At 76.3% G+C, this 17,970-nt stretch carries 15 protein-coding genes; 1 reads left to right on the forward strand and 14 read right to left on the reverse strand.

Going from position 1 to position 17,970, the window contains the following annotated elements; all coding sequences use genetic code 11:
- Nucleotides 1–327: 327 nt before the first annotated feature.
- The 12 genes from ACFU9E_RS07015 to ACFU9E_RS07070 all read right to left on the reverse strand — a co-directional run bounded on the left by ACFU9E_RS07015 (nt 328) and on the right by ACFU9E_RS07070 (nt 14,732).
- Nucleotides 328–1,365: a hypothetical protein gene (locus ACFU9E_RS07015; RefSeq protein WP_380683121.1), complete on the reverse strand. Its 1,038-nt coding sequence runs from the start codon at nt 1,363–1,365 to the stop codon at nt 328–330.
- Nucleotides 1,358–2,011 carry a GAF domain-containing protein gene (locus tag ACFU9E_RS07020; protein ID WP_380683120.1) on the reverse strand — a complete coding sequence of 218 codons (654 nt, stop codon included), beginning with the start codon at nt 2,009–2,011 and terminating at the stop codon, nt 1,358–1,360. The genes ACFU9E_RS07015 and ACFU9E_RS07020 overlap by 8 nt, the downstream gene beginning before the upstream one ends.
- Nucleotides 2,001–2,885: a S8 family serine peptidase gene (locus ACFU9E_RS07025; RefSeq protein ID WP_380683119.1), complete on the reverse strand. Its 885-nt coding sequence runs from the start codon at nt 2,883–2,885 to the stop codon at nt 2,001–2,003. The genes ACFU9E_RS07020 and ACFU9E_RS07025 overlap by 11 nt, the downstream gene beginning before the upstream one ends.
- Nucleotides 2,882–6,187, reverse strand: coding sequence for an AAA family ATPase (locus ACFU9E_RS07030; protein ID WP_380683118.1), 3,306 nt, complete (start codon nt 6,185–6,187; stop codon nt 2,882–2,884). Before ACFU9E_RS07030 ends, ACFU9E_RS07025 begins: the two co-directional genes overlap by 4 nt.
- On the reverse strand, nt 6,184–7,584 hold the full coding sequence (locus ACFU9E_RS07035) for an MFS transporter (RefSeq protein ID WP_380683117.1): 1,401 nt from the start codon (nt 7,582–7,584) through the stop codon (nt 6,184–6,186). Before ACFU9E_RS07035 ends, ACFU9E_RS07030 begins: the two co-directional genes overlap by 4 nt.
- The gene (locus tag ACFU9E_RS07040) at nt 7,581–8,600 is read right to left on the reverse strand and encodes a DUF6895 family protein (RefSeq protein WP_380683115.1); all 1,020 of its coding nucleotides are present in this window, start codon (nt 8,598–8,600) and stop codon (nt 7,581–7,583) included. The genes ACFU9E_RS07035 and ACFU9E_RS07040 overlap by 4 nt, the downstream gene beginning before the upstream one ends.
- Complete coding sequence (locus tag ACFU9E_RS07045) at nt 8,597–9,790, reverse strand: radical SAM protein (RefSeq protein ID WP_380683114.1); 1,194 nt, start codon at nt 9,788–9,790, stop codon at nt 8,597–8,599. Before ACFU9E_RS07045 ends, ACFU9E_RS07040 begins: the two co-directional genes overlap by 4 nt.
- Nucleotides 9,787–10,740 carry a DUF6895 family protein gene (locus tag ACFU9E_RS07050; protein WP_380683113.1) on the reverse strand — a complete coding sequence of 318 codons (954 nt, stop codon included), beginning with the start codon at nt 10,738–10,740 and terminating at the stop codon, nt 9,787–9,789. The genes ACFU9E_RS07045 and ACFU9E_RS07050 overlap by 4 nt, the downstream gene beginning before the upstream one ends.
- A complete protein-coding gene (locus ACFU9E_RS07055; RefSeq protein ID WP_380683112.1) occupies nt 10,646–11,926 on the reverse strand; it encodes a glycosyltransferase in 1,281 nt (426 codons plus the stop codon). Before ACFU9E_RS07055 ends, ACFU9E_RS07050 begins: the two co-directional genes overlap by 95 nt.
- 144 nt (nt 11,927–12,070) lie before the next feature.
- Entirely contained in the window at nt 12,071–12,202 is a 132-nt protein-coding gene (locus ACFU9E_RS07060) for a hypothetical protein (RefSeq protein ID WP_355374817.1), read from the reverse strand.
- Nucleotides 12,203–12,322: 120 nt separating this feature from the next.
- Nucleotides 12,323–14,200: a BTAD domain-containing putative transcriptional regulator gene (locus ACFU9E_RS07065; protein WP_380683111.1), complete on the reverse strand. Its 1,878-nt coding sequence runs from the start codon at nt 14,198–14,200 to the stop codon at nt 12,323–12,325.
- A 1-nt stretch (nt 14,201) separates the two neighbouring features.
- Nucleotides 14,202–14,732: a helix-turn-helix transcriptional regulator gene (locus tag ACFU9E_RS07070; RefSeq protein WP_380683110.1), complete on the reverse strand. Its 531-nt coding sequence runs from the start codon at nt 14,730–14,732 to the stop codon at nt 14,202–14,204.
- Nucleotides 14,733–14,932: 200 nt separating this feature from the next.
- Here ACFU9E_RS07070 and ACFU9E_RS07075 point away from each other — a divergent pair, with 200 nt between their 5' ends.
- The gene (locus ACFU9E_RS07075; RefSeq protein WP_380683109.1) at nt 14,933–15,469 is read left to right on the forward strand and encodes a hypothetical protein; all 537 of its coding nucleotides are present in this window, start codon (nt 14,933–14,935) and stop codon (nt 15,467–15,469) included.
- A gap of 65 nt (nt 15,470–15,534) precedes the next feature.
- Here ACFU9E_RS07075 and ACFU9E_RS07080 read toward each other — a convergent pair whose 3' ends face one another.
- Together ACFU9E_RS07080 and ACFU9E_RS07085 are read right to left on the reverse strand one after the other, a co-directional pair.
- The gene (locus tag ACFU9E_RS07080; RefSeq protein ID WP_380683108.1) at nt 15,535–16,452 is read right to left on the reverse strand and encodes a LysR family transcriptional regulator; all 918 of its coding nucleotides are present in this window, start codon (nt 16,450–16,452) and stop codon (nt 15,535–15,537) included.
- Nucleotides 16,453–16,725: 273 nt separating this feature from the next.
- Nucleotides 16,726–17,919: a glycine C-acetyltransferase gene (locus ACFU9E_RS07085; RefSeq protein WP_380688719.1), complete on the reverse strand. Its 1,194-nt coding sequence runs from the start codon at nt 17,917–17,919 to the stop codon at nt 16,726–16,728.
- Nucleotides 17,920–17,970 lie beyond the last annotated feature (51 nt).

Here is a 17,970-nt window from a genome sequence, read left to right on the forward strand (position 1 = left end):
GGGGGCGGCGGATCGGGCAGCACCGGCGGCGGGCCGGGCGGCACGGGATCCGGCCCGCCGGGGCCGGGCACCGGCCCGGGCAGCGGTCCGGGGCCGGGCGCCGGTCCCGGTCCTGGGGGCGGGGTGGGGCTGGGCGGCACGGGGTCGTTCGGCGGCGTTCCCACGGCGGGTCGTTCCTCTCCGGTCCTCGGCTGCGTTCCCGCGCGCGGCTACCCCGTCGGCCGCCGTCCACACCCGCCATCGGCGGCACGCTACGGCCCGTGGCGGACGCTACGACCGGTGACGGGCACTACGGCCCGTGACGGGCACTACGGTCCGTGACGGGCGCTACGCCCGGTGACCGGGTGCGCCCCGGGCCGCCGTGCGGTGGAGTGCGGCGAGCATCGCGGCGAGGGCGGCCGTGACCGGGGTGCCGCGGGTGCGGCGCTCGGCCCAGCGCCAGTCGCCGTCGGGGTTCACCTCCAGGAAGACCGGAGTGCCGGCGCTGAGCAGGAAGTCGAAGGCCCCGTACCGCAGCTCCATCGCCGCGGCCAGGGTGCGGGTCGCGGCGGCGACCCGCGCCGGGGGCGACGGCAGGAGACGGACGTCGAGCCGCTCCGGGGCGGTCCACGGGTCGGCGGGGTCCGCCTTGCCGAGTTCGAAGGCGTACAGCCGCCCGGCGACGAAGTACACCCGCAGCTCTGCCTGGTGCTCGACGTACTCCTGGACCAGCACCGGCGGTCCGGGGCGCGGGCCGTCCCCGCGACCGGCGGCGAGGTCCGCCCGCTCCAGGACGGTGGGGAAGACGCCGTGCAGGCGGCCCGGCACCGGCTCGACGAAGTGCTGGTGGACCGCCTTGACCACCACCCGCGGCCCGTCGAAGGCGTCGCCGACCAGGTGCGGATCGGTGGTCAGCACGGTGCGCGGGGCGGCGACGCCGTGCCGCCGGGCGAGCCGGAGCTGGGAGAGCACGCCGGGGCGCTCGGGGCGGATCGCCGTGCCGGAGAGTTCCGCCAGCTGCCCGGCGGCCGCCCGCCAGGAGTCGCGCAGGAAGGCGGTGCGGGCGGAGTCGGGAGCGCGGTCGTCGCCGGCCGCCAGCGCGGACGCGGCGAAGTGGCGGATCCAGGTGACGGTGGGTGTCAGCGGGCGCCCGTTCAGGCGCACCGCGCGGTCGTCGGGCCCGACCGTCAGCGAGGTGGCGGCGAGCTCCTCGGCGTTCAGGCGGACGGTGCGGATCCCGGCGCCGATGAGCAGCCGCTCGACCGGGTCGAGGTCGGTGTCACAGGCGCGGCTGAGCAGCAGCACGCACCGCTCCGGCGCCGGGCTCACGTCGAACACCCGGCCCGGGTCGTCGAGTTGGGCGAGGAAGGGGGAAGCTTCAGGCATCGGCGTCGGAGGTGGCGAGCAGGTCGTCGGCCATCGCCAGCAGCTTGACGACGGTCGCGGCCACCTGGTCGGGAGCGGTCGGCAGACGGTCGGCGACGCGCTGCAGCACCGCCAGGTCGAAGGCCGGCGGCTTCGCGGTCACCGGCGCCGGGACGGCCGGGCCCGCGGCCGAGCCGGGTGCCGACAGGAGTTCCAGCACCGTCGCCATCTCGGTGGCCAGCAGCCCGAGCGAGGCCATGTCGCCGAGGTCACAGCGAGGCCGGCTGTCGCGGTCCAGCACCGACAGCACGCCGACGCAGTCGCCGTCGCAGATCAGCGGCGCCGCCATGATGCCGCGCGGCACGTAGCCGGTGGACTCGGCGGCCGAGCGGGCGAACTGCGGGCTCTGCGCCACGTCGTCCACCATCACCGGCTGGCCCGTCATCAGCGCCCAGCCGGCGATGCCGGTGCCGGCCGGGAAGCGGCTGCCCAGCAGATGGTGCTCGCCCTCCCCCGCGACCGCCGCGAAGACGAGGTCGCCGTCGCTCTCGTCCACCAGCAGGACGGAGGCCGCGGCGGCGCCGAACACGCTGCGCGCGACCTCCACGATCGACTGGAGCAGTCTGCGCCGGTGGGTCTCGGCACTCTCCAACGGGTCAGTCGACACGCGCACCTCCATCGGGTACGGCTACGTTCTCGGCGGCCAGGTAGAGGACGGACTTGAGCTGGAAGGGGGTGAGCGCGCGGTGCTTGCCGAGAATGAGCGCGCAGATGCCCGCGATGTGCGGCGTCGCGAAGCTGTTCCCGGTGCTGAGCAGCTGCCGGCCACCGGGGCCGGCCACCGGGACGCGCACGCCGCGGGCGTAGAACTCCACCGGCGGTGACGGGTTGTAGTAGTAGGTCATCGGGTTGGGGCTGTCGTGGCTGGCCACCGAGATGACCGAGGCGAACGGCCACGGGTAGCTGCGCACCGGCATGTTGTGCGCGGAGGCGACGATGACGCAGCGGCGGAAGTAGGCGGAGTCGGCGAGGTCGCGCAGGGCGCCGCAGAACTCGGCCTTGGTGGTGGACAGGCTCAGGTTGATGACGTCGTAGCCCTCCTCGATCGCCCAGGTCAGCCCGGCGAGCAGGGCGGCGCCGCTGCCGTGTCGGCCGCCGGACAGGACGCGCACCGAGGTGAGCGCGACACCGGGGGCGATGGAGCGGATGACGCCGGCGCAGGCGGTGCCGTGGCCGGCGGTGTCGGCGGGCTCGGTGGCGACGACGGCCAGGGTGCCGTCCTCGGCCCGGACCACGTCCATCGCCCGCTCCAGGCCGCCGACCAGCGGGTGCGCGGCGTCGATGCCGCTGTCGAGGACGCAGACCCGCACCCCGGATCCGTCCGCGCCGCCCCAGGCCCACTCCCGGGTGATCCGGCCGCCGAGCGGGCTGACGTCGAAGGGCTCCTGCGGCACGGTCGAGACGGGCAGGCTCCAGGCGGGCACACCCGGGAAGTGGTCGCGGGCGGGGCGGCGCCAGGGCGGCAGGTGGAGGGCGGTCATCGGCCGTCGCCCCCGTCCGTCCGCCGCACCGGGCCGGCCGCCCCGGCGGCGAGCCAGGCCCGGACCCGTCCGGCGGGCAGGGTGGCGCCCTTGGCCTCGAACATCCGCAACGCCTCGGTCCCTTCCGCCGTAGCCCGCCCGGCCCGGCCGGCCGCCCGGAGCACGATCGCCCGGTCGAGGAGGGTCTCCCCGATCAGGCAGGGGTCGTCGGAGCCCGCGCTCAGCGCCCGCGCCGCCTCGGCCGCGGCCAGCGCCTCGGGGTGGTGGCCCCGGGCGCAGGCGATCCGGCCGCGCAGGGCGACGGCGCCCAGCCGGGCGCGCGGGTTGCCGCCGTCCGCGCCGTCGGTCGCGCCACCGTCCGCGCCGCCGGTCAAGTCCGGGGCCGGGTCGATCAGGTCCAGGGCCGCGGCGGCGGCGTCCGTACGGCCCTGGGCGAACAGCTCGCGGGCGATGGCGACCTCGGTGGTCCGGGTGTCCGGGGTGTGCTCGGCGGCGCGCAGCACGCCGAGGCTCTGCCGGTAGCGGGCCTCGGCGACGTCATGGGCGCCGGCCAGCGACTCGACGAAACCCGCGGCGTCCAGCAGCACCGCGTCCGCGAGGTCGGCGTGCACGTCGTGGGAGTAGCCGAGCGCCTCGGCGAGGGTGCGCCGTGCGCCCGTCACGTCGCCGCCCAGGGCCTCCAGGTGGGCGCGGGCGACGAGCACCGGGATCAGCAGCGAGCGGTTGGTGGCGAAGCGCCGGCCGAGCAGTGCGCACAGCTCCAGCGCGGCGGCCACCGGGGTGGGCGTCCACTGCGTCAACTCGCAGACCGCGCACAGCAGCCGGTCCTCCTCGTAGCCGTCGGCCAGGGCCCGGGCGCGGGCCAGCGCGAGGCGGAAGGAGCGCTCGGCGGAGGCGGTGCGCTCGGCGGCGAGTTCGAGGTGGGCGTGCAGCTGGTGCAGCCGGCACCAGCTGAGGTCGTCGCCCGGGTCGCGCTCCAGCCGCTCGGTGAGGCGCCGCGCGTCGGCGGCGACGTCGGCGGGTGCGGCGAGGCCCAGCCGCAGGGCGACGATGCCGTGCTGGATCGCCCGGGTGGCCGCGGCGCGCGGGTCCTCGGGCAGCGCGGCCTCGGCGGCGGCGAGCGCGGCGCGGCAGCGGGCCTCGTCCTGCAGCCAGATCCCGGCGTCGCAGACGTGCAGCGCCAGGGCGGTGTGCGCCGGATCGCCGGCGGGCAGCAACGCCCTTCCGCGTTCCAGGAGTTGGACGGCGGCGGGGAGGTCCTTGCGGGCCAGCGCCCGCATGCCCTCGGCGATCAGGGTGCCGGCCGCCGGACCGGCCAGGGCGGGCGGCCGCGGGTCGCCGGGGCGCAGTTGGCGGCGCAGCAGGCTGGTGGCCTCGACGTGGTAGGCGACGGCCAGCGGGTCGGGCGGACGCTCGTGGGAGAGCCGGTCGGCGAGGAAGTCGTGCCAGCGCTCGCGGCGGGTCTTCGGGGTGAACTCGTAGGCGGTGTCGCGCAGCAGGGCCTGGGCGAAGCGGTAGGTGCCGGCCGGTCCGGGTTCGAAGACCCGGCGGCGGGCGAGCCGGGCGGTCGCCGCGTCGGCGGCGGGCGGGGCGGTTCCGTCGGCCTCGGCCATCGCGCGCAGCTGGGTGCGGGTGAATTCGCGCCCGACGACGGCGGCGAGCTCCAGCAGGCCGCGTTCGGTGGCGGGGAGCCGGTCGAGCCGGGCGCCGAGCAGGGCTTGCACGGTGGGCGGCACCTGGGTGCCGGGGGCGGTCTCGGCGAGGACGTCCATCAGCTGCTCGGCGAAGAGCGGGTTGCCGTCGCACAGCGCGATGACCCGGCCGGTCAGCTCCCGGTGGTCGTGGACGCGGTCCTCCTGGGCGTGGACGTCGCCGCGCAGGGCCAGGCCGCCGACCAGGGCGGCGGTCTGCTCCCCCGTCATCGGCCCGAGGTCGACGGTGAGGGCGCACGGCGTACCGGCGGACCAGCCCGGGCGCAGCTCGAACAGCTCGGGGCGGGCGAGGCAGAGCAGCAGCACGGGGACGTCGCGCAGCCGGCCGGCGATCTCCTCGACGAGGTCGAGCAGGGTCGACTCGGCCCAGTGCAGGTCCTCCCAGACCAGGACCACCGGGCGGTGGCGGCCGAGCAGCGCGAGGAGGTGGCGCACGGCCCAGGCGATGTCCGCGACGCCGACCGGCTCGGGGGCCGGAGCGGGAGCAGCGGCGGACGTGACGGCGAGGACGGGGACGGCGGCGAGGACGGGGGCCGACTCGGCGACGGTGGCCAGGGTACGGGCGACCAGCCGCCGGGTCCGGGCGCCCTCGCCGTCCTGGTTGCCGTCCTGCCCGCCGTCCTCCCCCGCCAGCAGGCGGTCCAGGGCGGGCCGGCCGCCGGGCAGCGAGCCGAGCATCTCGGCGAGCGGCCGGTAGGTGATGCCCCGGCCGTAGGCGGAGCAGCGGCCGGACAGCACCACGGCCTCGCCGTCCGGCAGTCCGGCCAGGAACTCGCGGACCAGCCGCGACTTGCCGATGCCGGGTGCGCCGACGACGGTGGCGAGGCAGACCCGCCGCCCCTCGCGGGCCCGCCGGTAGCCGTCGGCGAGCCGTGCCAGCTCCCCGGTGCGGCCGATGAACGGGGTGAGCGGGCCCGGCCGGTCGGCCGCCGCCTCGGGGGCGGTGATCCGCCAGGCGGGCACCGGGCGGGACTTGCCCTTCAGCTCCAGCGGTTCGACGGGTTCGGTGCCGACCCGCGCGCGCACCATGGCGGCGGTGTCCGCGCAGACCAGCACCTCGCCCGGCCGGGCGGCCGTCTGGAGCCGGGCGGCGGTGTTGACGGAGTCGCCGACGACCCGGAAGTCGTCTCCGGGCCGGGTGATCACCACGACGTTGCCGGTGCAGATGCCGGCCCGGGCCTCCAGCCGTACCTGGTACTCGGCGGCGAGTTCGGCGGTCAGTGCGGCCAGCGCGGCGAGCGCGTCGGTGGCGGCGCGCACGGCGCGCAGCGCGTCGTCCTCGTGCGCGACGGTGGCGCCGAACGCGGCGAGGATCGCGTCCCCGATGAACTTCTCGACCACGCCGCCGTGTTCGGCGATGCAGGCGCCGCAGCTGGCGAAGTAGCGGTCCATGACGCGGCGCAACGGTTCGGGGTCCAGGCGTTCGGCGAGCGTGGTGGAGCCGACGATGTCGAGGAAGAGCATGGACACCTTGCGGCGGGACTCGCGCGGCTCGGGCGGCGGTTCGGCGGCGGCCGCGAGGGGTGCGCCGCAGCCGGCGCAGAACCGGTCCGCCTCGGCGGTGCGGCGTCCGCACGCGGCGCAGCTCACGGCCGGCCCTCCAGCGTCGGTTCGGCCGGTTCGGCCGGCTCGGCCGTGTCCGCGGCGGGCTTCGCAGCCGGCGCCGGGGCCGGGGCCGGGGCCGGCAGCGCGAGCCGCGCGTAGACGCCTGCGAGCACCACGAGCAGCCCGGCCACCGCGAAGACGGTGTCGATCGGCCCGAACCTCAGCCCGGCCAGCGAACCGGAGAAGCCCCGCAGCCCGCTGCCGACGAGCCAGCCGGAGAGCACCGCCGTCAGCATCGCCGCCAGCCTGGTGACCGGGTAGAACACGGCGACCACCCGGCCCCGGAACTCCTGCGGGGTGGCGGCCAGCAGCAGCGGCGCCATGGCGGTGTTCAGCATGGTGATCGGCACGATGAAGACGAACAGCAGCGCCACCGCGCCCGGGAACGCGGTCTGCCGCGAGTACAGCACCAGCAGGACGCCGCTGGCCATCAGCCCGATCCAGGTGGTGCGCCGCGCGCCGATCCACTGCACGACGCGGCCGGCGGCGAGCGCGCCGGCGATCCCGCCGATGCCCATCGCCATGCCCAGGTAGCCGTACAGCTCGGCGGAGGCGTGCAGGTTGCGGGTGGCGAAGAAGACGTTGAGGGTGCTGAGCGCCCCGGTGCCGAGCTGGCCGATCACGGTGAGCAGCAGCAGCGCGACCAGGAAGCGGTTGCGGGCGAAGAAGCGCAGTCCGGCGGTGAAGTCCTGGAACAGGCCGCGCCGTTCGGCCGCCTGTGCGCGCTGCTTCGCGGTGGCGGCGGCCGACCCGACGGGCGTCAGGTCCGCCCCGCGGATGGCGAGGTAGGACACCAGGTAGGAGAGCGCGTTGAACAGCAGCGCCCACTGCAGGCCGACCGTGAACAGCAGCGGCGCGGCGAGCGGCGGACCGATGATCCAGGCGGTCTGCCCGGTCGCCTGGGCCAGGCCGGCCGCCCGGGCGCGGTCGGCCTCGTCGGTGACCAGGTCGGCGATGACCGCGAACCGGGCGGGGGTGAAGAACTGGCTCGCCGCGTTGAGGGCCAGCACGGTGGCGTAGACGAGGGCGAGCCAGACGCCGGCCGGCAGGTCCTCGGCCGGTACGAAGGAGACGGCGGTCAGCACCGCCACCAGGACGCCGCGCAGCACCTCGGTGCCGAGCATGGTGGCGCGCTTGTCCCAGCGGTCGACGAAGACGCCCGCGAGGGGGCCGACGAACATCACGGCCGCGCTGGTCGCGAGGACGACGCCACTGACCGCCTGCGGGCCCCAGGACCTGCCCTCGGCCAGCACGGTGGCCACCCACAGGACGAGCGTGGTGCTGAACACCGCGTCGCCGACCGAGGAGACGGCCTGGCCGAACCAGAGGCGGGTGTAGGTGGGGCTGATCAGGGTCGGCCGGAGCCGGGCGAGGGTGGTCATGCGGCGCCCTCCGCTCCGAGCAGCAGCGTCATCAGGGCGGTCACCAGGGTGGTGTGGTAGGCCTTGGCGAAGTAGCCGGCGGGCGGGTCGGCGGCGCTCGCCCGGGTGGCGGCGGAGCGTCCGGGGACGGAGCCGTCGGGGCGCTGGGCGCGGGCCAGGCAGCCGACGGCGGCGGCGCCCTCGGGGGTGCCGGGGGCGTCCAGGCCGAGGCAGACCCGGGTCATCACGAGTTCGGCGGCGAGGTCCCACCAGTCGTGCCGCACGCAGTGGTCCAGCAGTCGGGCGACCAGGGCGGCCGCGTCGGCCACCGCGCCCTCGGGCAGGCCGGGGCCGGTGCGGGCGAAGTCGCTGAGGTAGAAGCTGGAGTGGGTGAGCGCGTACGCCTCGGGGACGGTGACGGGCGGCTCCTCGGGGCGGCTCGCGGCGCCTCGCGCGTCCCGGCGGTCGCGGCGCGCCGCGCGGGCCAGGGCGGTGGCGGGGAGCTCGACGAGGACGTTGCGCTCGGCGAGGTCCGCGTACGGCTCCACGGTGTGCGCCACCCCGGCCTTGTCGGCGTAGTAGCGCAGTTCCAGCCGCTGGTACGGCGAGCGCCCGGCCGGGGAGAGGTCGGCCGGGGTGAGCCGGGCGAGTTCGGCCCGGCAGGGCGCGTCGTCCGTCCCGGCCGGGGCGAGGGCGGCGCAGGCGAGCCGGTACTGGGCGGCGGCGCGCGGGTCGGCGGCCAGCAGGCGCGGGAAGCCGGGGTGGTGCCAGATCGCCCGGACCCGGTCGGTGGCCTCGGTGCGGCGCGGATCGGCGCCGTCGTCGATCCGGCTCCAGCAGTGGGTGAGCAGGGCGAGCTCCAGCGCGGCCTTGGCCGGGCGGTGCGCGCCGCCGGACGCGCCGGAGCCGCGTTCGAACGCCGGGCGGCGGGTCGCGAACGGGTCGAAGTGGTCGAGGTGACGGCCGAGCCAGCCGAGCGTGCCGGCGGACAGCCGCCGCAGGTCGCCGCGGACGTCGAGGCCGGATGCCGTGGTCACAGGCGCCCCGTCTCGTCCAGGTAGTCGAGCAGCGCGGCGTCCACCGTGTCGTGGAAGTCGGCGAGGGTGCGCCGGTCCTCCTCGCGCCGGTAGAGGTCCTCGCAGGCGACCCAGCGGTCCCGGGTGTGGGCGGCGGGCAGGTAGCCGCCGGTGACGGTGCCGACCTCCCAGTCCGGCTTGCCCGCCGTCTCCCAGCAGCTGGCCAGCGTGCCGTCGGCGCTCACCACGGCGCCGTAGCGGCCGTCGCCGTGGCCGCAGGTGGCGCACGGCCGGTGGGCCTGCGGACGGCTGACGGTGAAGCCGAGGTCGAGCGCCCGGCGCTGCCAGCGGGTGAACCGGTCGGACAGGTCGCGGGTGTGCCGCAGGTCGTTGCCGTAGCCGACGCCGACGTCGCCGACCTGGGCGAAGTACAGGGTGCAGCGGGCCGGGTCGAGCGCGACGGCGAGCCGGTCGATCAGCGCGTCCACGCCCCGGTGGGTCTCCCGGGAGACGTTGACCCGCAGCAGCCAGCGCAGCGGGGAGGCCTCGGACGCCCGGGCGAGGTTGCCGACGATGGTGTCGAAGGTCCCGCCGCCCTCGGTGCGCCGGATCCGGATCCGGTCGTGGTCGGGGCGGTCGCCGTCGAAGGTGACCTGGACGGAGCGCAGTCCGCGCTCGCCGAGCCCGGCGGCGAGCGCGGGGGTGAGCAGGGTGGCGTTGGAGATCATCCAGGCGGAGGCGAGGCCGTGGCCGGCGGCCCGCTCCAGCAGCTCCAGGCAACCGCGCGGGTTGAGCAGCGGCTCGCCGCCGAACAGCAGGATGCGAAGCTTCGCCAGGCCGGCGGCGGCCATCCGCCGGTCGGCGAAGTCGAGGATGTCGGTGATGGTGCGCGAGGTCAGGCGTTTGCGGGCGATCCGGGGCGGGCGGCTGCCGCCGTCGCCGTCCTGGCCGGTGTTCTGGAAGCAGTAGCCGCAGCCGAGGTTGCAGTGGGTGCTGGTGAGCACGGTCAGCGCGTAGCTGCGCGGGGCCGGGGCGGTCAGCAGGCCGTGTTCGCGCAGCCGGCGTTCGGTGCCGGGGCGCAGGGTGCCGTCGGCGGCCAACTGGCCGGGGCGCAGCCGGGCGAGGCCGCCGCCGGGGCCGAGGAACCACCAGTTTCGCTCGCCCCGGAGGAGCCGGGCACCGCCTTCGGCGACGGTCGTCGCCGGGCTCACCGGGCACCTCCCAGCGCCGGTACGGCCCGCCTGCGGTGCAGCAGCACCACTGTCGCCAGCGCCACCACCAGGGTGGACTGGTAGGACGCGCGGAAGTACGCGACGGGGCTCGCACCGGCGGGCGCCCGATCGGCGGCGGAGCGGCCGGGGACGGCGCCGTCGGGAGCCTGGACCTCGGCGAGCATGCGCAGCCCGGCCGCCCCGGACGGGGTGCCCAGCGGGTCGAGGCCCAGGCAGTACTGGGCGAGCACCAGCTTGCCGGTGAGGTCCCACTCGCCGCGCCGCACGCACCGCTCGGTGAGGCGGACGACCCGGTCGCGAGCGTGCGCGAGGTCGGCGGCACCCAGGCCCGGGTCGCGGAAGCCGAAGTCGGCGAGGTGGAAGACGGTGTGGGTCACGTTGCACACGTCCAGGTCGGCGAGCGGCCGCTCGTCGGTGTGGGCGGCCAGCCGGCTGATCCGGTAGAGCTCCGGGTAGTCGCCCAGGCGGTGCGGAACGGCGGCGAGTTCGGCGTAGTAGCGGGTCTCCAGGCGCAGATAGGGCGACTTGCGGCGCGGCGTCAGGAAGTCGCCCGCCACCGCCTCGGCGAGGGCTGCACGGTGCGGGCCGTCGGCGGCGGGGCCGGCCGGGGCGAGCGCGCCGTACATCAGCTGGAACTGCCGGGCGTAGCGGGGGTCGGCGGTGAGCAGGGGCGGGTGGCCGGGGTCGCGCCAGACCCGGTCGACGGTCGCGGCGACCCCGGCCGACTCCGGGTCCGCCGGATCGGCCTTCGCCCAGGCCCGGTGCAGCAGGGCGAGTTGGAGCAGCGCCTTGACCCGGGGGGTCACCGGCAGCTCGCGCTTTCCCGACGGCTCGTCAAGATATCCGCAGTGCCGACCGATCCAGCTCCGCGCTCCCGCCGAGAGGCTCGCGACGGCCGCGAGGTCCGGGCCGGCTGGTCGAGTACCCATGGTTCTCCCTTGAGGTTGCGGGCTGCCGGGCAGTCTGCTCGACGAGTTCGGCGGCGCGCCGGGCGCTGCCGGTCTCGGCCTCGGCGAGGCGGTGGCCGAGGCTGCGGGCGCGGGCGCGCAGGCTCCGGTCCTGCCAGGCCGCGTCGAGCAGTCCGGCCGGGTCCGGTCGCGGTGCGCGCGGCAGGTGGACGGCGGCGCCTTCGCGCAGCAGGGCGCCGGCGAGCACCGGCTGCTCGGAGCCGTTGGGCGTGACGCCGAGCGGGCGCCCGCGCAGCAGGGCGCCGAGCACGGGGGCGGAGGTGCCGGCGGTCAGCACCAGGCCGGCGCGGTCGACCAGCGGCCCCAGCCAGGGCTTGCGGACGAGCAGCACGTCGGCCCCTGGTGCGGGCCGCGGGTCCCCGGTGCGGCCCTGTTCCACCACGGCCTGGTAACGGCCGCCGGTGAAGGTGGCGTTGAGGCGGGGCCACGGGGAGCCGCCGCCGAAGAAGCGGCCGAGGTGGACGTAGACGAGGGGCTTGCCGGTGCGGGCCAACGCGTCGTCCAGGCCGGCGAGTTCGGCCGGGTCGGCGGCGGGCTCCCAGGCGAGCGGGCCGACGTGGTGCACCCGGGGCGGCAACTCGGCGCCCGGGTGTTCGAGTTCGGGCAGCCCGCGGAGCAGCAGGGCGTCACCGAGGAGCGGGGAGTCGTCGAGCGCCGTGCGGCGGGCCGGGCGGCCGGCGAGACCGGCCTGCTCGCGGGTGGCGGTGTACAGGGCCAGGGTCTCGCGGGTCCGGTTCTCCCGGGTGCGGCCGTACTGCGGCTCGCCGGCGCCGCCGGAGCGGTAGGTCCACAGGTGGATCGAGAGCCCGATCACCACCACCGGGAGGTCCAGCGCCTCGGCGGCGAGCAGCGCGCCGTTGCACAGCACCGAGGTGACCAGCAGGTCCGCGTGGACCTGCCGGGCGGCGCGTACGGTGGCCCGGTACTGCCCGAGTCCGGTGACGCCCCAGCGGGCCGCGTCGAAGGCCCGCTCGCCGCCGAACTCCTCCGCCGCCGCGAACGGCAGGCCGGCCTCGGCCGCGAACGGTGCGGCGGCGGCGCGCCCGAGCACGGAGACCCGGTGGCCGCGGCGTTGCAGTTCGCGCCCGGCGGCGAGCGCCGGGTAGAGGTAGCCGCCGTCGCTGAGCGGGCAGAGCAGGATGTTCACGGGACCTCCGGGGCGGGTCGGGCGACGGGCCGTGCCGGGCGAACGTGGCCGGCGCGGCGAGCGGGCCACCCGGCCGCCGGCGGCTCGGGCCGGGGGCCGGACGGCCCGCTCAGGCGTCAGGACGCCTCGTCCGTACGGACCGCGTCAGAGCGCCGAGCTGTTGTTGATGATGCAGACGTCCTCGACGAGGCCGTCCTCCTCCTCGATGCCGTGCGCGACGACGTCGACGTCCTCGTCCTCGGCCTCGGTCGGCTCCGGGTTGATGGAGTCGGACATGCTGTCCTCCCTCTGCTGTGCGGCGTCCGCTACGCCGGCCCGGGGACACCGTAGGGAGGACCGGTATGGCGGCGGTTGGCCGGCGGTTCGATTTCGGTATGACGGTTGGTCAGCAGCCGTTCAGCGGTGCCGCACCGGCACCCGTTCGGCGGCGCGGGCGGCCCGCTCCCGGGCGTAGGCGTAGAGCAGCGCCGGCATCGCGAACCGCACGGCGCCCGTGCGGCCGTCCGCCGGGCCGTCCGCGCCGGCGACGGTGAGCTGGCCGGCCTCCAGGAGGTCCTCCAGGGTCCGCGCCGCCGTCCCCGGGTCGCAGTCCAGCACCGCCGCGGCCTCGTCGAGCGTGAACACCGGGCGGGTGAGCAGCCCGAGCCGCAGCACCGCCCGGTGCCCGTCGCGCGGCAACTCCCCCACCGACCCGGCCAGCCGCACCCGCACCAGCGGGTCCGCCCCGCACAGCTCGTCCAGCAGGGCGCGACCGCCGGTCAGCCGGGTGCCGTACTCGTGCAGCGGCACGTGCCGCAGGAAGGCCAGGCGGTCGGCGACCAGCCGCACCCCGAGCGGCAGCAGCCCGGCGGCGCGCACGATCCGAGCGGCGGAGTCGCGGTCCGCGTCGACCCGGTCCGCGCCGATCGTCCGCCCGAGGAAGTCCACCGCCTCCTCCACCGCGAACGGCGGCAGCCAGAACCGGTGGGCGCCCTCCAGACCGATCAGCCCGGGCCGGGCGGTGACCACCACCGCGCTCTGCCCGGCCTCCGGCAGCAGCGGCCGGACCTCCGACTCGCGCCGGGCGTCGTCGACGACCACCAGGACACGCCGGCCGGTCAGCCACAGCTGCCAGGCCCAGCGCGGATCGGACCGGGCCGCCGGGCCGGGCGGAGCTCCGCCCCGCCGAGCGGGCACGGCGGCGGCCAGCAGTCGGCGCAGCACGTCCTCCGGCGGGCGCGGGCGGCCGTCCTCCCCGCGCAGCCGCACGAACAGCCGGCCGTCCGGGAACTGCTCGCCGAGCCGGTGCGCGGTGTGCACGGCGAGCGCGGTCTTCCCGGCGCCGAGCGGCCCGGTCAGCACGGCGAGCCGGCCGGCGCCGCCGGTGAGCACCTCGCTCAGCCGGTGCACGGCGGCCGTGCGGCCGGTGAACGCGGGCGGGTCGGTGGGCAGCAGGTGCGGCGGCGGGCCCGGGTCGGCCGGGCCGGCGGGGGTCGTGGGGGCCGTCGGGCCCGTGGGGCCGACGGCGGCGGGGCGCGGCAGGACCGGGCCCGGGTCGCAGAGCAGCGCGCGGTAGCAGCGGGCCAGCGCCGGGCTGGGCGGCAGGCCGAGCTCATGGGCGAGCAGTTGGCGCAGCTCGTCGTAGACGGCGAGCGCCTCGGAGCGCCGGCCGGCCTGGCACAGCGCGGTCATCTGCAGCATCCGCAGCCGCTCGCGCAGCGGGTGGCGCTGGGCGGTCTCGGTGACCCGCTCGATCGCCTCCACCCCACGGCCGGCGGCGAGTTCGGCGTCCAGCCAGTCCTCGAACACCCCGAGGAAGCGGCGGTCCAGGCGCTGCCCGGCGGCGTCGATCAGCGGGACGTCGCGGAACCCGTCCAGGGCCGGGCCGCGCCACAGGCCCAGTGCCTCGGCGAGCGCCCCGGCCCGGGCGCGCCGCTCGAAGCACAGGGCGTCGAGGCCGTCCTCGGTGGTGTGCAGGACGTAGCCGCCGGCCTGGTGGCTGATCCGGAGGACCGGCACGGCCGGCCCCGGGCCGCTCCCCGGCTCCGGGGCGGCTCCCGGTTCCGCGCCGAGCAGCCGGCGCAGCCCCGAGACGTACACCTGGAGGTTCTTGCGGGCGGTGCGCGGCGGCGCGTCGTCCCAGAGGGCCTCGACGAGTGCGTCGGCCGAAATCCGGGTATTCGCGTGGGACAGCAGTGCCGCCAGGAGAATCTGTTGTTTCCGGGATCCCGCATCGAGTTCGCGGCCGTTCTCCAGCACGCGGAGCGGGCCGAGAATCCCGAATCCCACCGCCATCTCACGCCAACTTGATGACGAAGGAATGCCCTTCCACCTCGGCGTCCGAAACGGCGTCCAGCCGTTGTTTCACGGAATTGAGGACGGCCACCTCGTCCTCGGTGAGCCGGGACAGCACGTCCCGCTGCTCCAGGGTCAGCAGGTCGACCGGGTTGCCCGCCTGCCGGAGGGCGGCGAGGGCGTCGAAGGTCATGGTCCCCTCCTTCTCGGATTCCAGATCATCATCACCGCCCTCCGGGGGTCCGTCCATGAGACCTTTGGGCCAGGAATCGCAGCCGGCGGCCGGCCCGGGGGCGGACTCCGCGAGAATCAGCGCGAGCAGTCCGGCCTGCAGTCTTGACCGGAGTCCCAGTTTCGCCAGAATGGCGGTGACGAACCGTTTGACGGTGCGTTCACTGATATGGAGTTCGTAGGCTATCGAGCGGTTGTCGTATCCGAGGCCCAGCAGGTGCAGTACGGCGCGCTCGCGCGGTGTCAGCGCACCGGTCGGCGGCAGCCCGGCCGCCGTCGGCCGCGGCGGCGGCCCCGGCACGCGGGGCGCACCGCACTCCGGACACACCGGATCCCCACCACCCATCGACAGGATCCCCCCTCCAACGGCACATGACAGCGGTGCCCTCATGCTGACGCTCGCACCGGACACCGGCAAGAGGGCGGACACGCCCGCCGACCGGGCGCCCGCCACCGGTCCGCCGTCGGTCCGCTGTCGGTCCCGATGGTTAGGGTGCCCGCATGTCCTCACTGATCACCGCCATCACCGAACACACCGAGGCCGCCGACTTCCTCGCCTGGCCGGGCGACTTCGACCTCGACCGCGGCGACCACGTCGAGGAGGTCCACCTCGCCTCGGGGGCTGCGCTGGAGGGGTTCGCCGGGGACGGCGCCGGGGGCACGTTCTTCTTCTGCGGCGACGGCGGCGAGGAGCGTCCGGTCCTGTACGCCGACTCGGAAGGCCGGGCAGGCCTGCTCGCGATCGGGCTGCCGGAGCTGCTGCGACTGCTGCTGGTCGTGCCCTGGTGGCGCGACTGCCGGGCCTTCTCCGCGGCGGAGAGCGCCGAGGCGGCCGCCGAGTACCTCGCGGACCTGCCCGACCTCGCGGCCGCGCGGGACGCCGCGGCGGCGGCGCTCGGGCTCGTCCTCCCGTCCGAGGGGGAGGTCCTGGCCCGCCTCCGCGAGGTCGCCACGGGCACCGGCCGCGGCACCGACGAGGAGTACGTCCTGGTCTTCACCCCGGAGGACTCGCCCTACGAACCGCTCTTCACCGGCTGACGGCCGACCGCCGCACCGACGTCAGCGCCGGTCGGCCACGGGCACCGGCCGCCGCCCCTCCCCCGTCAGCGCCGGTCGGACTCGGGCGCGGCGTCGGCCAGCGCGTCCAGGACCGGGCGGATGAGCGGGTGGCCGTCGGCGCCGGCGCGCACGGCGGCGAAGACCCGGCGGGTGGCGAGCGCGCTGTCGACCGGGCGCACCGCGACCCGGGCGAGGTCGACGCCGAGCAGCGCCGAACGCGGCACCAGCGCCACCCCCGCACCGGCCGAGGCGAGGGCGACGACGGCGCGGAAGTCGTCGGAGGAGTGCAGCAGACGCGGCTGGAACCCGGCGTGCTCGCAGGCCAGCAGCACCACGTCGTGGCACGGGTTGCCCGGGTAGGGGCCGATCCACGGCTCGTCGGCGAGGTCGGCCACCGCGATCGGGCCCTCGCCGCCGGCCAGCGGGTGGGCCAGCGGCAGCACCGCCTCGAACGGTTCCGCGTAGAGCGGGACCCGGGTGAGCCGGGCGTCGTCGGCGCGCGGGGCGCCCCGGTACTCGACCGCCACCGCGAGGTCGGCGCGGCCGTCGAGCACCATCGGCAGGCTGGCGTCGCCCTCGGCGTCGAGCACCTTGAGCCGGACGCCGGGGGCGCGGGCGGCGAGGGTGCCGATGGCCGGGGCGAGGACGAGCGAGATGCCGGTGGCGAAGGAGGCGACGGTGACCTCGCCGGCCACGCCCGCGCTGTAGGCGGCGAGGTCGGCCTCGGCGCGTTCGAGCTGGGCGAGCACCGCGTCGGCGTGGCCGAGCAGGATCTCCCCGGCGGCGGTGAGCCGCACGCCCCGGCCCTCGCGGGCCAGCAGGTGATGGCCGGTCTCCTGTTCCAGCGCGGCGAGCTGCTGCGAGACGGCGGAGGGGGTGAGGTAGAGCGCGGCCGCCGCGGCCGTCACCGTCCGGTGGTCCGCCACCGCTCGCAGGGTCCGCAGCCGTCTCGCGTCGATCACAGGCCAATTCTGCCAGCGTCCGCGGGGCTCCTGGGGCGGGGGTGACGAACCGGTGTACGGGAAGCGGCGGGGCGGGCGGCTCCGGAAACCGCGGAACGGGAGTGGAAAGTCGGACGGGCCGACTTCCCACTCCCGTTTCGCGGGAGGGTGGGGCAGATGGTCTTGGGTGCCGTGCGACGCGGGCGGGCCGGTCCGGCCCCCGCCGCACGGCGGTCGTTGAGCCCGTGGCGCGTCCGGTTCCGAGCGGACGCGCCACGGGCGATCAGGGGGTGGCTACTCGCCCAGCGCGGCGCGCGCGTCGACGAAGGCGGCCACGGCGCGCTCGACGTCCTCGGTGGTGTGCGCGGCGGAGAGCTGCACCCGGATCCGGGCCTGGCCGTGCGGCACGACCGGGTAGGAGAAGCCGATCACGTAGACGCCGCGCTCCAGCAGCAGTTCGGCGAGGCGGCCGGCCTTGGCGGCGTCGCCGATCATCACCGGGGCGATCGGGTGGTCGCCGGGCAGGATCTCGAAGCCCGCCTCGGTCATCTTCGAGCGGAACAGCGCCGTGTTGGCCGCCAGCCGCTCGCGCAGCTCGTTGGACTGCTCGACGAGGTCCAGCACCTTCAGCGAGGCGGCGGCGATCACCGGCGCCAGCGAGTTGGAGAACAGGTACGGACGCGAGCGCTGGCGCAGCAGCGCGACGATCTCGCGCCGCGCGGCGACGTAGCCGCCGGAGGCGCCGCCGAGCGCCTTGCCCAGCGTGCCGGTGATGATGTCGACGCGGTCCATGACGCCGTGCAGCTCCGGCGTGCCGCGCCCGTGCGCGCCGACGAAGCCGACGGCGTGCGAGTCGTCGACCATGACCATGGCGTTGTAGCGGTCGGCGAGGTCGCAGATCTCGCGCAGCGGGGCGACGTAGCCGTCCATGGAGAAGACGCCGTCGGTGACGATCAGGCGGCGGCGGGCGTCCTGGCTCTCCTTGAGCTGCTGCTCCAGGTCGGCGAGGTCGCGGTTGGCGTAACGGTGGCGGCGGGCCTTGCACAGGCGGATGCCGTCGATGATGCTCGCGTGGTTGAGGGCATCGGAGATGACGGCGTCGCGCTCGTCGAGCAGGGTCTCGAAGACGCCGCCGTTGGCGTCGAAGCAGGAGGAGTAGAGGATCGTGTCCTCCTGGCCGAGGAACGTGGACAGCCGCTCCTCCAGCTCCTTGTGCACGTCCTGGGTGCCGCAGATGAAGCGGACCGAGGCCATGCCGTAGCCCCAGCGGTCCAGGGCGTCCTTGGCGGCGGCGAGGATCTCGGGGTGGTCGGCGAGGCCGAGGTAGTTGTTGGCGCAGAAGTTGAGCACCTCGCCGGGGGCGCCGCCGGCGGTGACGGTGACGGCGGCGCTCTGCGGGCTGCCGATGACCCGCTCCGGCTTGAAGAGGCCGGCCTCGCGGATCTCGTCGAGGGTGGCGGCGAGATCGTCGCGCACGGTGTCGAACACAGCTGCTCCTAAGCGGGGTGGCAACGGGGATGGCGAGGGTGCCGGGCGAAG

The organism is Kitasatospora sp. NPDC057595 (assembly GCF_042800875.1).
GTDB lineage: Bacteria > Actinomycetota > Actinomycetes > Streptomycetales > Streptomycetaceae > Kitasatospora.